Raw genomic sequence first — 14,938 nt, 5'->3', positions numbered from 1 at the left:
AAGGGAGGGGCTGGGGGTGGGTGCGACAGGTCCGCGCTTGCAACGCTGGTGGGATCCGCCCCGCCCGTCACTCCCCACCCCCCTACCCCCTCCCCTGAAGGGGAGGGGGAGTTATGAGCGACATTGTCGAGCCCATTCTGCCCGGCGAAGATCCGGGTGTTCCGCCCAAGGAGTCGGTGCAGCCGGAGCCTAGGGCCGACCCGACGCGGGCCGATTGGGAGCGCGCCGCCGCCAAGGAGGTGAAGGGGCGGGATCTCGACTGGCGGACGCCGGAGGGGATCGTGGTGAAGCCGCTTTATACCGCCGAGGATGTTGCGGGGATCGATCCGGGGTTGCCGGGGTTCGCGCCGTTTACGCGTGGGGTGCGGGCGTCGATGTATGCGGGACGGCCGTGGACGATCCGGCAATATGCGGGGTTCTCGACGGCGGAGGCATCCAATGCCTTTTACCGGCGCAACCTGGCGGCGGGGCAGAAGGGGTTGTCGGTCGCGTTCGATCTGGCGACGCACCGCGGATACGACAGCGATCACCCGCGCGTCACCGGCGATGTCGGCAAGGCGGGCGTGGCGATCGACACGATCGACGACATGAAGATCCTGTTCGACGGCATCCCGCTCGACAAGATGTCGGTCAGCATGACGATGAACGGCGCGGTGATCCCGATCCTGGCGTTCTTCATCGTGGCGGGCGAGGAGCAGGGCGTGCCCCAGCACCTGCTCGACGGGACGATCCAGAACGACATCCTGAAGGAGTTCATGGTCCGCAACACGTATATCTATCCGCCCGAACCCAGCATGCGGATCATCGCGGACATCATCGGATACACGTCGGCGCACATGCCGAAGTTCAACAGCATCTCGATCTCCGGCTATCACATGCAGGAAGCCGGGGCGACGCAGGTGCAGGAGCTGGCATTCACGATCGCCGACGGGATGGAATATGCGCGCGCCGCCATCGCGCGCGGGCAGGACATCGATGCGTTTGCGGGCCGGCTGTCGTTCTTCTTCGCGATCGGCATGAACTTCTTCATGGAGGTGTCGAAGCTGCGGGCGGCGCGGACGCTCTGGTACCGCGTGATGACCGAGCTGGGCGCGAAGGACGAGCGGTCCAAGATGCTGCGCACGCATTGCCAGACGAGCGGCGTGTCGCTGACCGAGCAGGACCCGTACAACAACGTGATCCGCACGACCGTGGAGGCAATGGCCGCGGCGTTCGGGGGGACGCAGTCGCTCCACACCAATGCGCTGGACGAGGCGATCGCGCTGCCGACCGATTTCTCTGCCCGGATCGCGCGTAACACGCAGATCGTGCTGCAGGAGGAGACCGGGATCACGAAGGTCGTCGATCCGCTGGGCGGGTCTTACTATGTCGAGGCGCTGACCAAGCAGCTGCACGACGAGGCGTGGGCGATCATCGAGGAGGTCGAGGCGCTGGGCGGCATGACCAAGGCGGTCGCGAGCGGGATGCCCAAGCGGCGGATCGAGGAGGCGGCGGCGGGGTTTGCCGCGCGCGTCGACCGCGGCGAGGCGGTGATCGTCGGGGTGAACAAGTACACGCTGCCTGATCAGGATCCGATCGACATCCTGGACGTCGACAATGTCGCGGTGCGCGAGGCGCAGGTGGCGCGGATCGCGCGCGTGAAGGCCGGGCGTGACGAGGCGGCGTGTGCGGCGACGCTGGCGGCGTTGACCGAGGGGGCGCGGGGCGACGCGAACCTGTTGGCGCTGGCGGTCGATTGCGCGCGGGCGCGGGCGACGCTGGGCGAGATTTCGGCGGCGATGGAGACGGTGTTCGGGCGCTACGGTACGCAGCCGACGCCGGTGTCGGGCATCTATGGCGGTGCGTATGATGGCGATGCGGCGTGGGACGGGTTGAAGGACGGCGTGTCGTCGATCGCGCGGCGCAAGGGGCGGAGCCCAAGGATGCTGGTCGCGAAGATGGGGCAGGACGGGCATGACCGCGGTGCGAACCTGGTGTCGTCCGCGTTCGGCGACCTGGGGTTCGAGATCGTCGCCGGGCCGCTGTTCCAGACGCCGCGCGAGGCGGCCGAGCTGGCGATCGCGCGCGACGTGGACGTGGTGGGCGCGTCGAGCCTGGCCGCCGGGCACAAGACGCTGATCCCCGAGCTGATCGGCCACCTGCGCGAGGCGGGGCGGAGCGACATCAAGGTAATCGCGGGCGGGGTGATCCCGGCGCAGGATTATCAGATCCTGCGCGATGCGGGGGTGCAGGGGATCTTTGGGCCGGGTACCAACCTGGTGGACGCAGCATCGCAGGTGTTGCAGTTGCTGGGGCATAATGTGCCGCCGGTGGGTGTGGAGTGAGTATGCTTGAGATTCTGAAAACCGTTCTGGGGTCTTCGCCGTCGGAGGAAGGGCCGGCGTTGTTTGGTGCTTCACCGGCAGCTTCCGCCCCGCCCGTCGCTCCCCACCCCCCTACCCAGTTTCCGCCTGCTTCAGGTGAAACAGGCCCCCGGCCTGTTTCAGGAATTGCCGGGGGCAATTCCGACCTGAAGAATGCGGAAACTCCTGAAGGGGAGGGGGAGCAGCAGCAGAAGACGGTTTCGCATTCTGAGATCGCCGCGTTGTTCGATCTGCCGTTCATGGATTTGATGTTCCAAGCACAGCAGGTGCATCGGGCGCATCATGATGCGAACCGGGTGCAGCTTTCGACGCTGCTGTCGATCAAGACCGGGGGATGTGCGGAGAATTGCGGCTATTGTTCGCAGTCGGCGTCGTTCGAGACGGGGCTGAAGGCGTCCAAGCTGATGGATCACGATGCGGTGGTGGCGTCGGCGCGCGAGGCGAAGGCGGCAGGGTCCGAGCGGTTCTGCATGGGGGCCGCGTGGCGGAGCCCGAAGGAGCGCGACATGCCGGCGCTGACCGCGATGGTGGCGGAGGTGAAGGCGCTGGGGCTGGAGACGTGCATGACGCTGGGCATGCTCGACCGGTCGCAGGCCGATCGGCTGGCCGACGCGGGGCTGGATTACTACAACCATAATCTGGACAGCGGGCCGGAGTTTTACGGCGAGGTCGTGACGACACGGACCTATGGCGACCGGCTCGACACGCTGGAGAATGTCCGTGCGTCGGGCATGGCGGTGTGTTGCGGCGGCATCCTGGGGATGGGCGAGAGCCGCGCGGACCGCGTCGATTTCCTGCACGCGCTGGCGACGTTGCCGAAGCATCCGGAGAGTGTGCCGCTCAACGCGCTGGTGCCGATCGCGGGAACGCCGATCGGCGACCGGATGATCGCGGGCGGCGAGACGCGGATCGACGATATCGAATTCGTGCGGACGGTGGCGGTGGCGCGCATCCTGATGCCGACGTCGAGCGTGCGGCTGTCCGCCGGGCGGGAGAGCATGAGCCAGGCGTGTCAGGCACTGTGTTTCCTGGCGGGGGCGAACTCCATCTTCACGGGCGACCGGTTGCTGACGACGGGCAATGCCGGCGGTGATGCGGACGGCGCGCTGTTCGCGGCGCTTGGACTGAGCCCGATGGGCGCGGCGGCATGATCGCGGTCTCGGTCGCGTTGTTGATCGCGCAAGGCGGCGTGCCGAGCGCCGAGACGCTGCGGTTGCATCCGCCGGTGATGTCAGCGCCCGCCAGTACGCCGGTCGCTCCGGTTCGGGTCGCGATCGATCCGGAGGCGGCGGTGACGCTGTTCAAGACATTGTGTCTGCCGAACCTGACCGATGCCGATGCGTTTGCGGCGGCCGTGGCGGCGTCGGACCTGAAGTTCGTGGCGCTGCCGCGGCGCGATACGGGGCCGGGGCAGACGTGGCGGGCGGACCGCGCGCTGGTCAGCTACGGCCAGGCGCGCGACGGGGCGATGCGCTGCACCGTGCTGGGCCGCGCGGCGGCGAGCGTCGACCATCTGAACATGTCGGCGCGGGTGGCGGAAGCGCTCGCGCTGAAGACCGGGCGGACGCGGTCGGGCAAGGGGCAGGCGGTGACCGACTGGTCCGCGGCCGGACCCGACGGGCGCGCGGTGCGGATTTCGGCGGGGACGCGCAATGCGGCGGACGGCGGGACCGATATCCGGTTGTCGGCGGCGTTGGCGAAGTAGCGATGCGGTGGCCGTTCCCCGGCGGAGGCCGGGGCCTGGACGCCGCCGTTTCACCTAGGCCCCGGCTGCGCCGGGGCACATATAAAGCCCTCAGGAGAGGACCAGCATGTTCGAGAAGATCCTGATCGCCAATCGTGGTGAGATCGCGTGCCGGGTGATCCGCACGGCGCGGGCGATGGGTATCGCGACGGTGGCGGTCTATTCCGATGCGGACACGCGCAGCCCGCATGTCCTGATGGCGGACCAGTCGGTGCGGTTGGGGCCGCCGCCGGCGTCGGACAGCTATCTGCTGGCGGACGCGATCCTGCTGGCGGCGAAGGAGACCGGCGCGCAGGCGGTGCATCCGGGATACGGGTTCCTGTCGGAGCGGGAGTCGTTCGCGCGGTTGTTGGCCGAGAACGACATCGCGTTCATCGGGCCGCCGCCGGGGGCGATCGCGGCGATGGGCGACAAGATCGAATCGAAGAAGCTGGCGCGTGCGGCGGGCGTGTCAGTGGTGCCGGGCTTCATCGGCGAGATCCGCGATACCGACCATGCGGTCGAGATTGCGGGCGACATCGGATATCCGGTGATGATGAAGGCGTCGGCCGGCGGCGGCGGCAAGGGGATGCGGCTGGCGTGGAACGAGCGGGACGTGCGCGAGGGGTTCGACGCGACGAAGCGCGAGGGGCTGGCGAGTTTCGGCGACGACCGGGTGTTCATCGAGAAGTTCGTCGAAAGCCCACGCCATATCGAGATCCAGCTGCTCGGCGACCAGCATGGGAACCTCGTCTATCTGGGTGAGCGCGAATGTTCGGTGCAGCGGCGCCACCAGAAAGTGGTCGAGGAAGCGCCGTCGCCGTTCGTGACGCCCGAGATGCGCCGCGCGATGGGCGAACAGGCGGTCGAACTGGCGCGTGCGGTGGGGTATTTCAGCGCGGGGACGGTCGAGTTCATCGCGGGGGCGGACCGCAGTTTCTATTTTCTCGAGATGAATACGCGGTTGCAGGTCGAGCATCCCGTCACCGAATATGTGACGGGGCTCGACCTGGTCGAACAGATGATCCGGGTGGCGGCGGGCGAGCGGCTGAGTTTCGGACAGGATGATGTGCGGCTGGACGGCTGGGCGGTGGAGACGCGGGTCTATGCCGAGGATCCGTATCGCGGGTTCCTGCCGTCGACCGGGCGGCTGGTACGCTATCGCCCGCCGGCGGTGTCCGCCGATGTCCGCGTGGACGACGGGGTGGTCGAGGGGGCGGACATTTCGATGTTCTACGACCCGATGATCGCCAAGCTGATCACGCATGGGCCGGACCGGATCACGGCGATCGATGCGCAGGTCGCGGCGCTCGACCGGTTCGAGATCGACGGGATCGGGCATAATGTCGATTTCCTGTCCGCGCTGATGCAGCATCCGCGGTTCCGATCGGGCGAGATCACGACGGGGTTCATCGCGGAGGAATATCCCGACGGGTTCGTGGGTGCGCCGGCCGATACGGCGCTGGTCACGCGGCTGGCGGCGGTGGCGGGGCTGATCGCGAGCGCGGATGCGGCGCGTGCCGGTCGGATCAGCGGGCAGTTGAATGGCGGGCCGGACGATGTCTCCGCCTGGGTCGCGACGATCGACGGCGTGGCGCACGACGTGGCGATCAAGGGCGAGCAGGTGACGGTGGACGGCACCGCGCTGGTGGTCGATGCGCCCTATGTGCCGGGGCAGCGGCTAGTGGAGGCGACGATCGACGGGGAGCCGCTGGCAATCCGCGTGGTGCGCAAGGGGACGCAGTGGCGGTTCACGACGCGGGGCGCGAGCCACCGGGTGAGCGTGCTGAGGCCGGACATCGCGGCGCTGTCGCGGCATATGATCGAGAAGGTGCCGCCGGACCTGAGCCGGTTCCTGCTGTGCCCGATGCCGGGCCTGATCACCGCGGTGCATGTGGCGGCGGGCGACCGGGTCGAGGCGGGTCAGCCGCTGGCGGTGGTCGAGGCGATGAAGATGGAGAATATCCTGCGCGCGGAGAAGGCCGGGACCGTGGCGCGGGTAGATGCGAAACCGGGCGACAGCCTGGCGGTCGACGCGGTGATCATGGAATTCGAATGAGGGTTCGCGGCGTCCCGGACCAGCCGGGACGCCGCGAAATCAGTGGGTCTTAGCGACCGCGCAGTGTGTTGAGCAGCGCGATGCCGACGACGCCGACCAGTGCGGCCGTCGCGAACGGGCGCTGCTTGGCAAAGCCCTTCGCCTTGTCGGCGAGCGGTGCGACATTCCCGGAGATCGCATCACGTGCGGCGCCGACGCCCTGCTGGACCTTGCCGGTCACCTGGTCGGCTACGCCGCTGGACTGCAGCGAGCGGTCGCCGGTCAGGTCGCCTGCGGCTTCCTTGAACTTGCCGCCGATTTCGTTGCCGTCGCCCTTGAGAGTCGTGATGCTCATGAGAATGTCCTTTCGTCAGTCGGCTCCGTGAGAGGAGCATGGACTGACGCAACGTCCGAATCGCGTTCGGTTTCCCATTTCATTTTGGTTACGATCAGATCCGCGGCCAGCCGGGCGGCCGCGGCGGGTGCGATATCGACGACATCGGGGCGGTGGAGGCCACGTGCGCCGGCCGTGTCGACGCGCACGGTGACGAGGTCGAGCCGACGTTGCAGCCAGGTGCGCGACAGGGTGACGGCCTGCACCGCGTCGCGCGGAACCGTCCATTCGCACTGCGCCAGTACGCCGTGTGCGACCTGGAGACTGTCGCCGACCAGCACGTAGCGGTGATGGCGGCGGGCGAGCAGCGCGGCACCGACCGGGATGGGCAGGAGCAGCAGGCCGAACAGCGCGGGCGGGAAGACGATGCCGGCAGCGAGGATTGCCACAAGCGGAAGGCCGGCGTGGGTCAGCGCGCTGCGCAGGACATGGCCGGGGGCGACGGGGCGCAAGGGCTGTGGATCGAAGGCGGGGAGGCCGGCGGCGGTGACGATCGCGGCGATTTCGGGCGGGCGGGCGAAGGGGGCCATGTCCTGCCGCCCGCCCGCGTCGTTGCTGCCGCCGAGCGTCTGGAAGCGGAGCGACGCCCAGCCGAGCCGGCCGGAGACGATGCCGCGTTCGACCAGCGCAAGCTGGATGCGCGCGATGCCGACGACGACTTCGGTGCGGGTCAGCAGCCCGCGGATGCGGCGGAAGCGACCGTCGGCCAGCGTCAGCCGAAAGCCATATTGGGTCAGGACCGTACGGACGAAGCCCGCGATCACACCGGCGATGAGGACGGCGAGCAAGGTGGCAGCGACGGTGAGCAGCGACATCCAGTGCGCGGCGATGTCGGGCGCGGCGCCGATGGTGCGTTCGATCTGGTCGCGGTCGTAATCGAAGAAGTTGCCGAGCGCCTGCACCGCAGCGCCGATCGCGGCAAGCCAGACGAGCGAGAAGCCGAACGCGCCCATCTGCGCGAGGCGGCGGGCGTCCATGGCGAAGATGGTGCGTTCCGGGGCGGGCTGGGCGATATCTGGTGTGGCAGTGGCGGTGCGTGGGCTGCGGATGAGCGCGCGGATGCGTTCGGCCTCGGCCAGCGAGACGGCGTCGAGGACGCCCTCGTCGGTTTCGCCGGCGCCGGTCTCCAAACGGACGGTGGCGACGCCGAACAGGCGGGCGAGCGGGCGGCGCTCGATCGAGACGTCCTGGATACGGTCGAGCGGAATAGAGCGGCGGTTGGTGGTGAGGATGCCCTGCGTGATGGTGATGTCGTCCGCGCCGATCGCGTAGGTGAAGGACCGCCAGCGCAGCCAGAGCGCGCCCAGGCTGACGATCGCGGCGGCCAGCGCCAACACGACGAGCCAGACCCGGCCGGTGGCGGACATCGTCGCGATGAGCGGGATGCCGAACACCATCGACGGCAGCTTGCGGACCGCCATGAGCGCGACGCTGCGCGGGTCGAGGCGGCGTGGCGTGGCGGGCGGCGCGTCGGGCGTCATGTCGGACCGGGGGTGAGGCGGGCGCGGATCGTGTCGCGGATCGATTCGGCATCGGCACGCGCCAGGCCGGGGACGGTGACGCGGCTGTGATCGGTCCCCGCGGTGTGCAGGACGAGCGTGGCGACGCCGTAGCGCCGCTCGACCGGGCCCTGCGCCAGATCGATATGCTGAACCCGCGCGACGGGGACGATGGTGTGGACCTGCGTCAGCCAGCCCGAGGCGACGTGCAGTTCCTGCGTCGTGAAGGCATGCGACCAGCGTTGCCACGCGCGGCGCGGGGCGAGCAGGATCAGCCACGCCGCGACGATCAGCGCGAGGCCGGCGACGATGCCGGAGGGGATGTCGTTGGCGAACAGCGCGACCTCCGCGATGCCGGCGGCGACGAGCAGCGCGGCGGCGTTGGCGATACCGCGGACGCGCAGGACGGCGACCTGGCGCGGGTCGAGCGGGAGCATCGGCGGAAGGGCGGCGATCGGCATGGCGCATCCTGGCGCAGCGGTGGGGCCGGCGACAAGCGAAATGGTCTTTGGATGACACCGCCGGTCGGGCGGGTTAGGGCTGCGTCACTAGGACCGCCCATGCGCGCGGGCCGGTGGAGCGGATGCCGGACCATTTTGACGCCGATCCGGGGCTGACCGCCATGACGACGACACCGCTGACGACGCCGAACCGCCGCACCCGCGCGCGTGCCGAACGCGGGACCGCGCATAGCCTGGTCGAGGACGGCTATGCGCTGGTCGTCGGGTGCATCCTGCTGGTGCTGGGACTGGTGCTGCTGCACGCCGCCGGGTTGGTGACCGGCGGGATCGCGGGGGTCGCGCTGCTGGTGTCGTATCTGGTGCCGTGGCCGGTGGGGGTGCTGTTCACGGTGATCAACATCCCGTTCTTCCTGTTCGCGCACCGCGTGATGGGGGCGCGGTTCGCGGTGAAGACGGTGCTGGTGAATGTCGGGATCGCGGCGATTTCGGCCGCCGCCAAGCTGTCGCTGACGATCGCCGACGTGCATCCGATGTTCGCGGCGCTGGTGGGGGGGACGGTGATCGGGATGGGGATCCTGTCGCTGGCGCGGCACGATGCGGGGGTGGGTGGCACTGGCGTGATCACGCTTTGGTTGCAGCGGCGGCGTGGGTGGAATGCGGGTCGGACGCAGATCGCGATCGACGTGCTGATCCTGGCGGCAGCGGTGCCCGTGGTGAGTCTGGAGCGGTTGTGCTGGTCCGCGTTGAGTGCGGCGGCGATCAGTCTGGTGTTGATCGCCTGGCATCGGCCGGATCGGTATGTGGGGCGGTAGCGATTTGACGGCGGTGTTGCTCCCCTCTCCCAACCCTCTCCCCGGAGGGGAGAGGGCTTTTGGTTGCGCTGCGTGACTTGGCTCCCTCTCCCCTCGGGGAAGCGGTTTGGCTTGGGGTGACGCCTAACGCGTAACCGGCAACCTGATCTCCGCCAGCAACCCGCCGCCCTCCGCCTCGCCCAGCGTCAGTGTACCGCCATGGCCTTCGGCGATGCTGCGGGCGATGGCGAGGCCGAGGCCGGTGCCGCCGGTGTCGCGGTTGCGGGAGGAGTCCTGGCGCTGGAAGGGCTGCATCATGCGGGCGCGGTCGGCGGGGGGGATGCCGGGGCCGTCGTCGGCGATGCTGACGATCACGGCGTCCGCGGTGGCGGCGACCGACAGCGTCGCGGTGGTGGCGTAGGCGAGCGCGTTGTCGACGAGGTTGCGGACCGCGCGGCGCAGCAGGACGGGCTGCACGTCGGCGATGGCACGTGGGCCGGGTGTAAAGGCGACCGCGCGACCCATGTCGCGGTAGTCCTCCACCAGCGCCTCGACCAAAGCGGCGACGTCCATCCGGCGGGCGTCCTCGCGCACGCGGCCGGTGCGGGCGAGGACGAGGATGTCCTCCAGCATCGCGGTCGATTCGTCGATGGTCGCGATCGCGGCGACGCGTTCCTCGGCGGGGTCCATCCCCTCGATCCGGATGCGGAGCGAGGCGAGCGGGGTGCGCAGGTCGTGACCGATCGCGCCGAGCATGCGGTCCTTTTCGTCGAGCAGTGCCACCACGCGCGCGTTCATCGCGTTGAACGCGACGATCGCGTGGCGCAGATCGTCCGGCCCGCGGACCGGCACCGCGACCGGATCGCCCCGCCCGCCGAACGCATCGGCCGCGCGGGTCAGATCGCGCAACGGGCGGGCGAGCCGCATCGCGATGACGATGCTGGCGCCGAGTACGATCAGGTAAAGCAGCAACGTGGCGGCGCCCAGCCGGATGCCGAGCCGCGGGTCGCGCGGTGGCGTGATGATCCGCGCGGTCAGCCAGCGCCCCTCGCGCCCGCGGACGGCGAGGATCATCAGCTGGCGTTCGGCGGATTCCGGCGGGCGGGCGCGGTTCGCGCCGGGGAGGCGGGGTGGCTCGGGCGCCCTGGTGATCGCGGCGCGGACCGCGGCGGGGCGGGTGTCGAGATCGGCGAGTGCATCGGCCAGCCGCGCCTCGACCGCAGCGTTGCGGGCGCGGGGGGGAATGCCGCTGTCGGCCGAGTAGGCGAAGCGGGCGCCGCGGTGCGAGGCGTCGGCGAGCAGCGCGGCGCGGAATTCGGGTGCGGCGGCGGCGAGATCGGCCGCCACGCCGGCGAACCGGTCGATCGCGGGGCCCTGGTTCTGGGCGAGTGTGAGTTTCTGGCGCTCGTTCAGGATCAGCGCGACATTGGCGATCTGCGCGACGAGCAGCGCCAAGCCGAGCAGCAGCGCCATCTGGCCGCCGAGGCTGCGCGGCAGGAAGCGGATCATATGCGGCGCACGTCGGCGGCAAGCATGTAGCCGCCGCCGCGGACCGTCTTGATCAGGCGCGGATCGGCGGGGTCGAGCTCCAGCTTGCGGCGCAGGCGGCTGATGTGGTTGTCGATGCTGCGTTCGAACGCGGCCAGTTCGCGGCCCTGGCTGAGATCGAGCAGCTGATCGCGGGTCAGCACGCGGCGCGGGTGGGTGACGAACGCGTGGAGGAGGTTGTATTCGCCGGTCGACAGCGGGGCGGCGACGCCGGCTTCGTCGACCAGTTCGCGGTCGCCGGTGCGCAGGACCCAGGGGCCGAATGCGAAGCCGTCCGCATCGGGGGCGTGGACCGTCGCGGTGCCGCCGCCCGCGGTGCGGCGCAGGACGGCCTTGATCCGGGCGAGCAGTTCGCGCGGGGAGAAGGGCTTCGTCACATAATCGTCGGCGCCGATCTCCAGCCCCAGGATGCGGTCGACCTCCTCCGCGCGGGCGGTGAGCAGGATGACCGGGATCTGCGTGGTGGCGCGCAGGAAGCCGGCGAGCGACAGGCCGTCCTCGCCCGGCATCATGACGTCGAGCAGGACGAGGTCGATCGCGTGGACGGCGAGGACGGCGCGCGCGGCGGCGGCGCTTTCCGCCTTGGTGACGCGCATCCCTTCGCGCCCGAGATACGCCGCGAGCGGATCGCGGATGTCGCGCGCATCGTCGACCAGCAGGATATGGGGTTCGTCCGACATGGGGGGCAGCCTAGCAAGTCCGGCGGGCATGGCGAAGCCCCGGGGTCGGATGGACCCCGGGGCTGTGCCGATCCGCTGGCTTAACGGATCACGTTGGCGGAGACCGCGGCGATGATGCCGCTGGTGATGCCGATCAGGACGGCGTCATTGCCCGACTGGACCCAGCGGTAGCCGCGCGGTGCCGCGCTCAGGCGGTACTGACGGGGCGTCTGGATGACGCGGTAGTTGCGCGCGTAGCGGCTTTCGAAGCGCTGACCCTTGGCCCAGCGGCGATCCTTCTGCGGCGTGGCGCGGCGATCCTGGCGGACGACGGTCTTCTTCACGACCACGGTGCGGCGCTGGTCGCGCTGTTCGACACGGCCGCGGCCGTCGTTCTGGCGGTCGGGGGCGGCGGCGACCGGACCGGTTGCGATGGTGGCGGCGAGCAGTGCGATGATGAACTTCTTCATGGTGTGTCTCCCTTTCAAGGTCGACGCCGATCCCGTCGGCGTTGATTGGAAGATGGAGCACCATGGTCGCAGCGATATCCCGGTGGACGGGGAATCGTGTCGCAGTTTGTATCAGTGTGACGTGCGGTCCGAATCAGACCGACCGGGCTGAGCACAAAAAAAGGGCCGGCGCGAAGGCCAGCCCGTAAGTCTTAGGAGAGGATGCCTGAAAGGCCTGTCCCTTGTGCGGTGCAGCAGCTGATCCGGCAAGTGCATTTTTGGTAATGCAACATGTCGGTAGCGCAATCATCATGATCGCCGGGCGGCAGGACCCGACGTGCCGTCTAGTAGGTCGCGTGGGTGGAGCGAGGCGGCGGTTCGCGGTAGAGACGCGCATGCGCCGTGCCCCGACCCTGATCATCAACCCGTTGCGTGATCCGACCGTGGCCGGCGGGACGGTGCAGATGCCGATGCTGAGTTGCTACCGCGCCTGTTACGACGCGCGGGCGTTCGTGGTGTGCCTGACCGCGGGGGCGGATGCGAAGCTGGGGATCGGGCCGGCGGGGGCGATGTCGCATACGGTGCGATCGCGGATCGAACGGGTGGCGACGCGGGTGGCGGCGACCATGCCGGAGCAGGGGCAGCATGCGATTATCCTGGATGCTGGGGATTTGTAGGGTCTGAGGCTTGCGGGTTGGCGCCTGTCGGCTTCGCTCGGGGGAGGTGCCTCGACTTCGCTCGGCATGGACGGTTCTGAGCGAGGTCCTATCCCAGTTCCGTTTGGTTCGAGCCTGTCGAGAACCCAGCGCCGAGTTCTCGACAGGCTGGAACCAAACGGGGTGGATGTTTGATAGTGAGTGTTCGGGTGAGTTGAGCTGGGTCCCGTCCCCCCGGGCGTCTGGGGGAGAGCGCGAGCGCTCCATCCCCCAGCTGCGGCATCGCCGTTGCCGGTCATGCCGGCGGCCCCGCTCCGAGTTATACTTGTTCGGTCGAGCTGCAGAGCGGTTCCGATAGCCCAACCCGAATCATAAAAAAAGGGCCGACCCGAAGGTCAGCCCGTAAGTTTTAGGAGAGGATGCCTGAAAGGCACACTCTTTGTGCAGTGCAGCAGGCTTTCGCGCAAGTGCATTTTTACAATTTACGGATACGCGTAACGCAATCGTAAGGCTCAGGCCTTGCGAGCGGTCGCGACATAATCGTCGATCGCGGTGGACAGGACGGTGAGCGGGACGGCGCCGGCGCGGATGACCGCGTCGTTGAAATCGCGCACGTCGTAGCGGTTGCCGAGCGCGGTCTTCGCCTTGTCGCGCAGTCGGACGATCTCGGTATGGCCGACCTTGTAGCCGCAGGCTTGGCCGGGCGAGGCACAGTAGCGGTCGACCTCGCTGGTGCAGGCGGCGCGGGCGCGGCCGGTGCTGGTGGTGAGATAGTCGATCGCCTGCGTACGGGTCCAACGCTTGGCATGGAGCCCGGTGTCGGTGACGAGCCGCGAGGCGCGGAAGCGCAGCGCCTGATACATGCCGAGCCGTCCGAACGGATCGTCCGCATAGAAGCCGAGTTCGTCGACGAGCTGTTCCGAATAGAGCGCCCAGCCCTCGGTATAGGCATTGAAACCCATCAGTGAGCCGATCAGCGGCACGTCGTCGCGATGTTCGGCCACATAGGCGCCCTGCCAGGTGTGGCCCGGCAGCCCTTCATGCGCGGACAGCGAGGGGATGGTGAAGCGCGGCCAGTTCCCCATGTCCTTCAGGTTGATATAGTAGATCGCCGGGCGCGAGCCGTCGAGCGAGGCGAAGTTCATGTAGCCGAGTGCGGCGCCCGCCTCGATGTCCTTCGGCACGCGCTTGACCTGGAGGTCGGCGCGCATCGTCATGCGCGACACGCGGGGCAGGAGCGCGCGGAGCTTGGCGATCTGTTCGTTCACATAGGCGATCGCCTGGCCGCGGCCGGCATCGGTGTTGGGGAACAGCTGCTTCGGATCGCGAGTGAGCGCCGCCAGCCGTTCGCCGACGGAGCCCTGCGTCAGGCCCTGCGATTTCAGGACCGCCTCCATCCGACCGTCGAGGTCGCGACCCTGGTCGAGGCCCATCTTGTGGATCGCGTCGGGGGTCAGATCCGTGCTCGTCGCATATTGCAGGAGCCACGCGTAATAGGCGTCGCCCTGCGGCAGGTTCCAGGCGCCGGCGTCGGACGTGGCCTTCGTGCGGATCGCGGTGAGCGCCGCGATCTGACGGTCGAGCGCGGGGTAGACGCCGGTTGAGACGATCTTCGTCGCGCGGGCGGCCCAGTCGCCGGGAATGTTTTTCTCGGTGGTGCGGCGGGTGAGCGAGGTAACCATGCGCGCCTGTGCGGCCGGAACCGCGCGCAGTTCGCGGAGCTGGCCGAGTGCGGTGTCGAGCAGGAAATCGGGCGGGATGACGCCGAGGCCCGCGTCGTGGCGCGCCTGTTCGGTTTCCTGGTTCAGCGCGGTGGGAAAGGCGGTGAGGCGCGCGAGATAGGCGTCGGCATCGGCGCGGTTTTCGACGCGGTGGACCGAGTCGAGGAATTCGGGGATGCTCTGGTACGCGCCGTCCTGCTGGCTGATGACATAGGGGTTGCCGCCGCCGAGGACGCCGACACCGCCATAGGCGAAGTTCGCGCCGGCCGCGCCGTTGGCGAGTTCGTAGGCGGCGGAATCGTAGAGCAGCCGGTCATGCGGGGAGAGCGCGGCGCGATCGATGCCGGCCAGGATGCGGCGGTAACGCGTGATGTCGGTCTGCGTCCGCGCGCGGGCGGCGGCGGAGCGATCGGACAACTGGCCGCGCGCGGCGGCACGGGCGCCGCTGTCGAGACCGAGATAGCTCGCGGTTTCGGGCGAGGTGTCGAGGATGTCGTTGGAGATCGCATCGAGCCCAGTGCCGAGCCGCGGATCGATTGCGGCGAGGGCGCGGCCACTGGCGGACAGGAGCCCCGCGGCGGCGGTCGACAGGACAAAGGCACGGCGGTCGAGGATCATGCGGGCGCTCCGTTGAGA

At 68.9% G+C, this 14,938-nt stretch carries 13 protein-coding genes; 6 read left to right on the top strand and 7 right to left on the bottom strand.

The window, feature by feature from the left end:
* The first annotated feature begins 113 nt into the window (after nt 1-113).
* From scpA to IEX50_RS08765, 4 genes are all read left to right on the top strand, one after another.
* Nucleotides 114-2,324 (top strand): methylmalonyl-CoA mutase, encoded by a 2,211-nt coding sequence (gene scpA / locus IEX50_RS08780; RefSeq protein WP_157174690.1) that lies wholly within the window; start codon nt 114-116, stop codon nt 2,322-2,324.
* A gap of 185 nt (nt 2,325-2,509) precedes the next feature.
* Nucleotides 2,510-3,514 carry a biotin synthase BioB gene (gene bioB, locus IEX50_RS08775; RefSeq protein WP_260160743.1) on the top strand — a complete coding sequence of 335 codons (1,005 nt, stop codon included), beginning with the start codon at nt 2,510-2,512 and terminating at the stop codon, nt 3,512-3,514.
* On the top strand, nt 3,511-4,068 hold the full coding sequence (locus IEX50_RS08770; protein ID WP_157174692.1) for a hypothetical protein: 558 nt from the start codon (nt 3,511-3,513) through the stop codon (nt 4,066-4,068). Before bioB ends, IEX50_RS08770 begins: the two co-directional genes overlap by 4 nt.
* Nucleotides 4,069-4,174: 106 nt before the next feature.
* On the top strand, nt 4,175-6,145 hold the full coding sequence (locus IEX50_RS08765; protein ID WP_157174693.1) for an acetyl-CoA carboxylase biotin carboxylase subunit: 1,971 nt from the start codon (nt 4,175-4,177) through the stop codon (nt 6,143-6,145).
* A 49-nt stretch (nt 6,146-6,194) separates the two neighbouring features.
* On the opposite strand, the gene IEX50_RS08760 is transcribed toward IEX50_RS08765, so the two are convergent.
* Genes IEX50_RS08760 through IEX50_RS08750 form a run of 3 tightly spaced genes read right to left on the bottom strand, consistent with a single transcriptional unit; the run spans nt 6,195 to nt 8,478 of the window.
* Complete coding sequence (locus IEX50_RS08760; RefSeq protein WP_157174694.1) at nt 6,195-6,479, bottom strand: CsbD family protein; 285 nt, start codon at nt 6,477-6,479, stop codon at nt 6,195-6,197.
* Nucleotides 6,476-7,999 (bottom strand): PH domain-containing protein, encoded by a 1,524-nt coding sequence (locus tag IEX50_RS08755; RefSeq protein WP_157174695.1) that lies wholly within the window; start codon nt 7,997-7,999, stop codon nt 6,476-6,478. The genes IEX50_RS08760 and IEX50_RS08755 overlap by 4 nt, the downstream gene beginning before the upstream one ends.
* Nucleotides 7,996-8,478, bottom strand: coding sequence for a PH domain-containing protein (locus IEX50_RS08750; RefSeq protein WP_157174696.1), 483 nt, complete (start codon nt 8,476-8,478; stop codon nt 7,996-7,998). The genes IEX50_RS08755 and IEX50_RS08750 overlap by 4 nt, the downstream gene beginning before the upstream one ends.
* A gap of 161 nt (nt 8,479-8,639) precedes the next feature.
* On the opposite strand from IEX50_RS08750, the gene IEX50_RS08745 reads away from it, so the two are divergent.
* On the top strand, nt 8,640-9,290 hold the full coding sequence (locus tag IEX50_RS08745; RefSeq protein ID WP_157175770.1) for a YitT family protein: 651 nt from the start codon (nt 8,640-8,642) through the stop codon (nt 9,288-9,290).
* 123 nt (nt 9,291-9,413) lie between these two features.
* On the opposite strand, the gene IEX50_RS08740 is transcribed toward IEX50_RS08745, so the two are convergent.
* From IEX50_RS08740 to IEX50_RS08730, 3 genes are all read right to left on the bottom strand, one after another.
* Complete coding sequence (locus IEX50_RS08740) at nt 9,414-10,778, bottom strand: HAMP domain-containing sensor histidine kinase (protein WP_157174697.1); 1,365 nt, start codon at nt 10,776-10,778, stop codon at nt 9,414-9,416.
* Nucleotides 10,775-11,497, bottom strand: a complete 723-nt coding sequence (locus IEX50_RS08735; RefSeq protein ID WP_157174698.1) for a response regulator — start codon at nt 11,495-11,497, stop codon at nt 10,775-10,777. Before IEX50_RS08735 ends, IEX50_RS08740 begins: the two co-directional genes overlap by 4 nt.
* 80 nt (nt 11,498-11,577) lie before the next feature.
* Complete coding sequence (locus tag IEX50_RS08730) at nt 11,578-11,946, bottom strand: RcnB family protein (protein WP_157174699.1); 369 nt, start codon at nt 11,944-11,946, stop codon at nt 11,578-11,580.
* Nucleotides 11,947-12,320: 374 nt separating this feature from the next.
* Here IEX50_RS08730 and IEX50_RS08725 point away from each other — a divergent pair, with 374 nt between their 5' ends.
* Nucleotides 12,321-12,602, top strand: a complete 282-nt coding sequence (locus tag IEX50_RS08725) for a hypothetical protein (protein ID WP_157174700.1) — start codon at nt 12,321-12,323, stop codon at nt 12,600-12,602.
* Nucleotides 12,603-13,093: 491 nt separating this feature from the next.
* On the opposite strand, the gene IEX50_RS08720 is transcribed toward IEX50_RS08725, so the two are convergent.
* Nucleotides 13,094-14,920, bottom strand: a complete 1,827-nt coding sequence (locus IEX50_RS08720) for a DUF885 domain-containing protein (RefSeq protein ID WP_157174701.1) — start codon at nt 14,918-14,920, stop codon at nt 13,094-13,096.
* Between the last annotated feature and the right edge of the window lie 18 nt (nt 14,921-14,938).

The sequence above is a fragment of the Sphingomonas prati genome, assembly GCF_014643515.1.
Lineage (GTDB): Bacteria > Pseudomonadota > Alphaproteobacteria > Sphingomonadales > Sphingomonadaceae > Sphingomonas_R > Sphingomonas_R prati.
Note: the sequence above shows the minus strand (reverse complement) of the source record. Positions and strands in the feature narration are given on the sequence as shown.

What these genes read in the sequence shown, in the direction of transcription:
- IEX50_RS08740 (WP_157174697.1), bottom strand. Translation starts at nt 10,778, where the DNA reads ATGATCCGCTTCCTGCCGCGCAGCCTCGGCGGCCAGATGGCGCTGCTG.
- IEX50_RS08760 (WP_157174694.1), bottom strand. Translation starts at nt 6,479, where the DNA reads ATGAGCATCACGACTCTCAAGGGCGACGGCAACGAAATCGGCGGCAAG.
- IEX50_RS08720 (WP_157174701.1), bottom strand. Translation starts at nt 14,920, where the DNA reads ATGATCCTCGACCGCCGTGCCTTTGTCCTGTCGACCGCCGCCGCGGGG.
- IEX50_RS08730 (WP_157174699.1), bottom strand. Translation starts at nt 11,946, where the DNA reads ATGAAGAAGTTCATCATCGCACTGCTCGCCGCCACCATCGCAACCGGT.
- IEX50_RS08745 (WP_157175770.1), top strand. Translation starts at nt 8,640, where the DNA reads ATGACGACGACACCGCTGACGACGCCGAACCGCCGCACCCGCGCGCGT.
- IEX50_RS08765 (WP_157174693.1), top strand. Translation starts at nt 4,175, where the DNA reads ATGTTCGAGAAGATCCTGATCGCCAATCGTGGTGAGATCGCGTGCCGG.
- IEX50_RS08750 (WP_157174696.1), bottom strand. Translation starts at nt 8,478, where the DNA reads ATGCCGATCGCCGCCCTTCCGCCGATGCTCCCGCTCGACCCGCGCCAG.
- IEX50_RS08735 (WP_157174698.1), bottom strand. Translation starts at nt 11,497, where the DNA reads ATGTCGGACGAACCCCATATCCTGCTGGTCGACGATGCGCGCGACATC.
- scpA (WP_157174690.1), top strand. Translation starts at nt 114, where the DNA reads ATGAGCGACATTGTCGAGCCCATTCTGCCCGGCGAAGATCCGGGTGTT.
- IEX50_RS08770 (WP_157174692.1), top strand. Translation starts at nt 3,511, where the DNA reads ATGATCGCGGTCTCGGTCGCGTTGTTGATCGCGCAAGGCGGCGTGCCG.
- IEX50_RS08725 (WP_157174700.1), top strand. Translation starts at nt 12,321, where the DNA reads ATGCGCCGTGCCCCGACCCTGATCATCAACCCGTTGCGTGATCCGACC.
- IEX50_RS08755 (WP_157174695.1), bottom strand. Translation starts at nt 7,999, where the DNA reads ATGACGCCCGACGCGCCGCCCGCCACGCCACGCCGCCTCGACCCGCGC.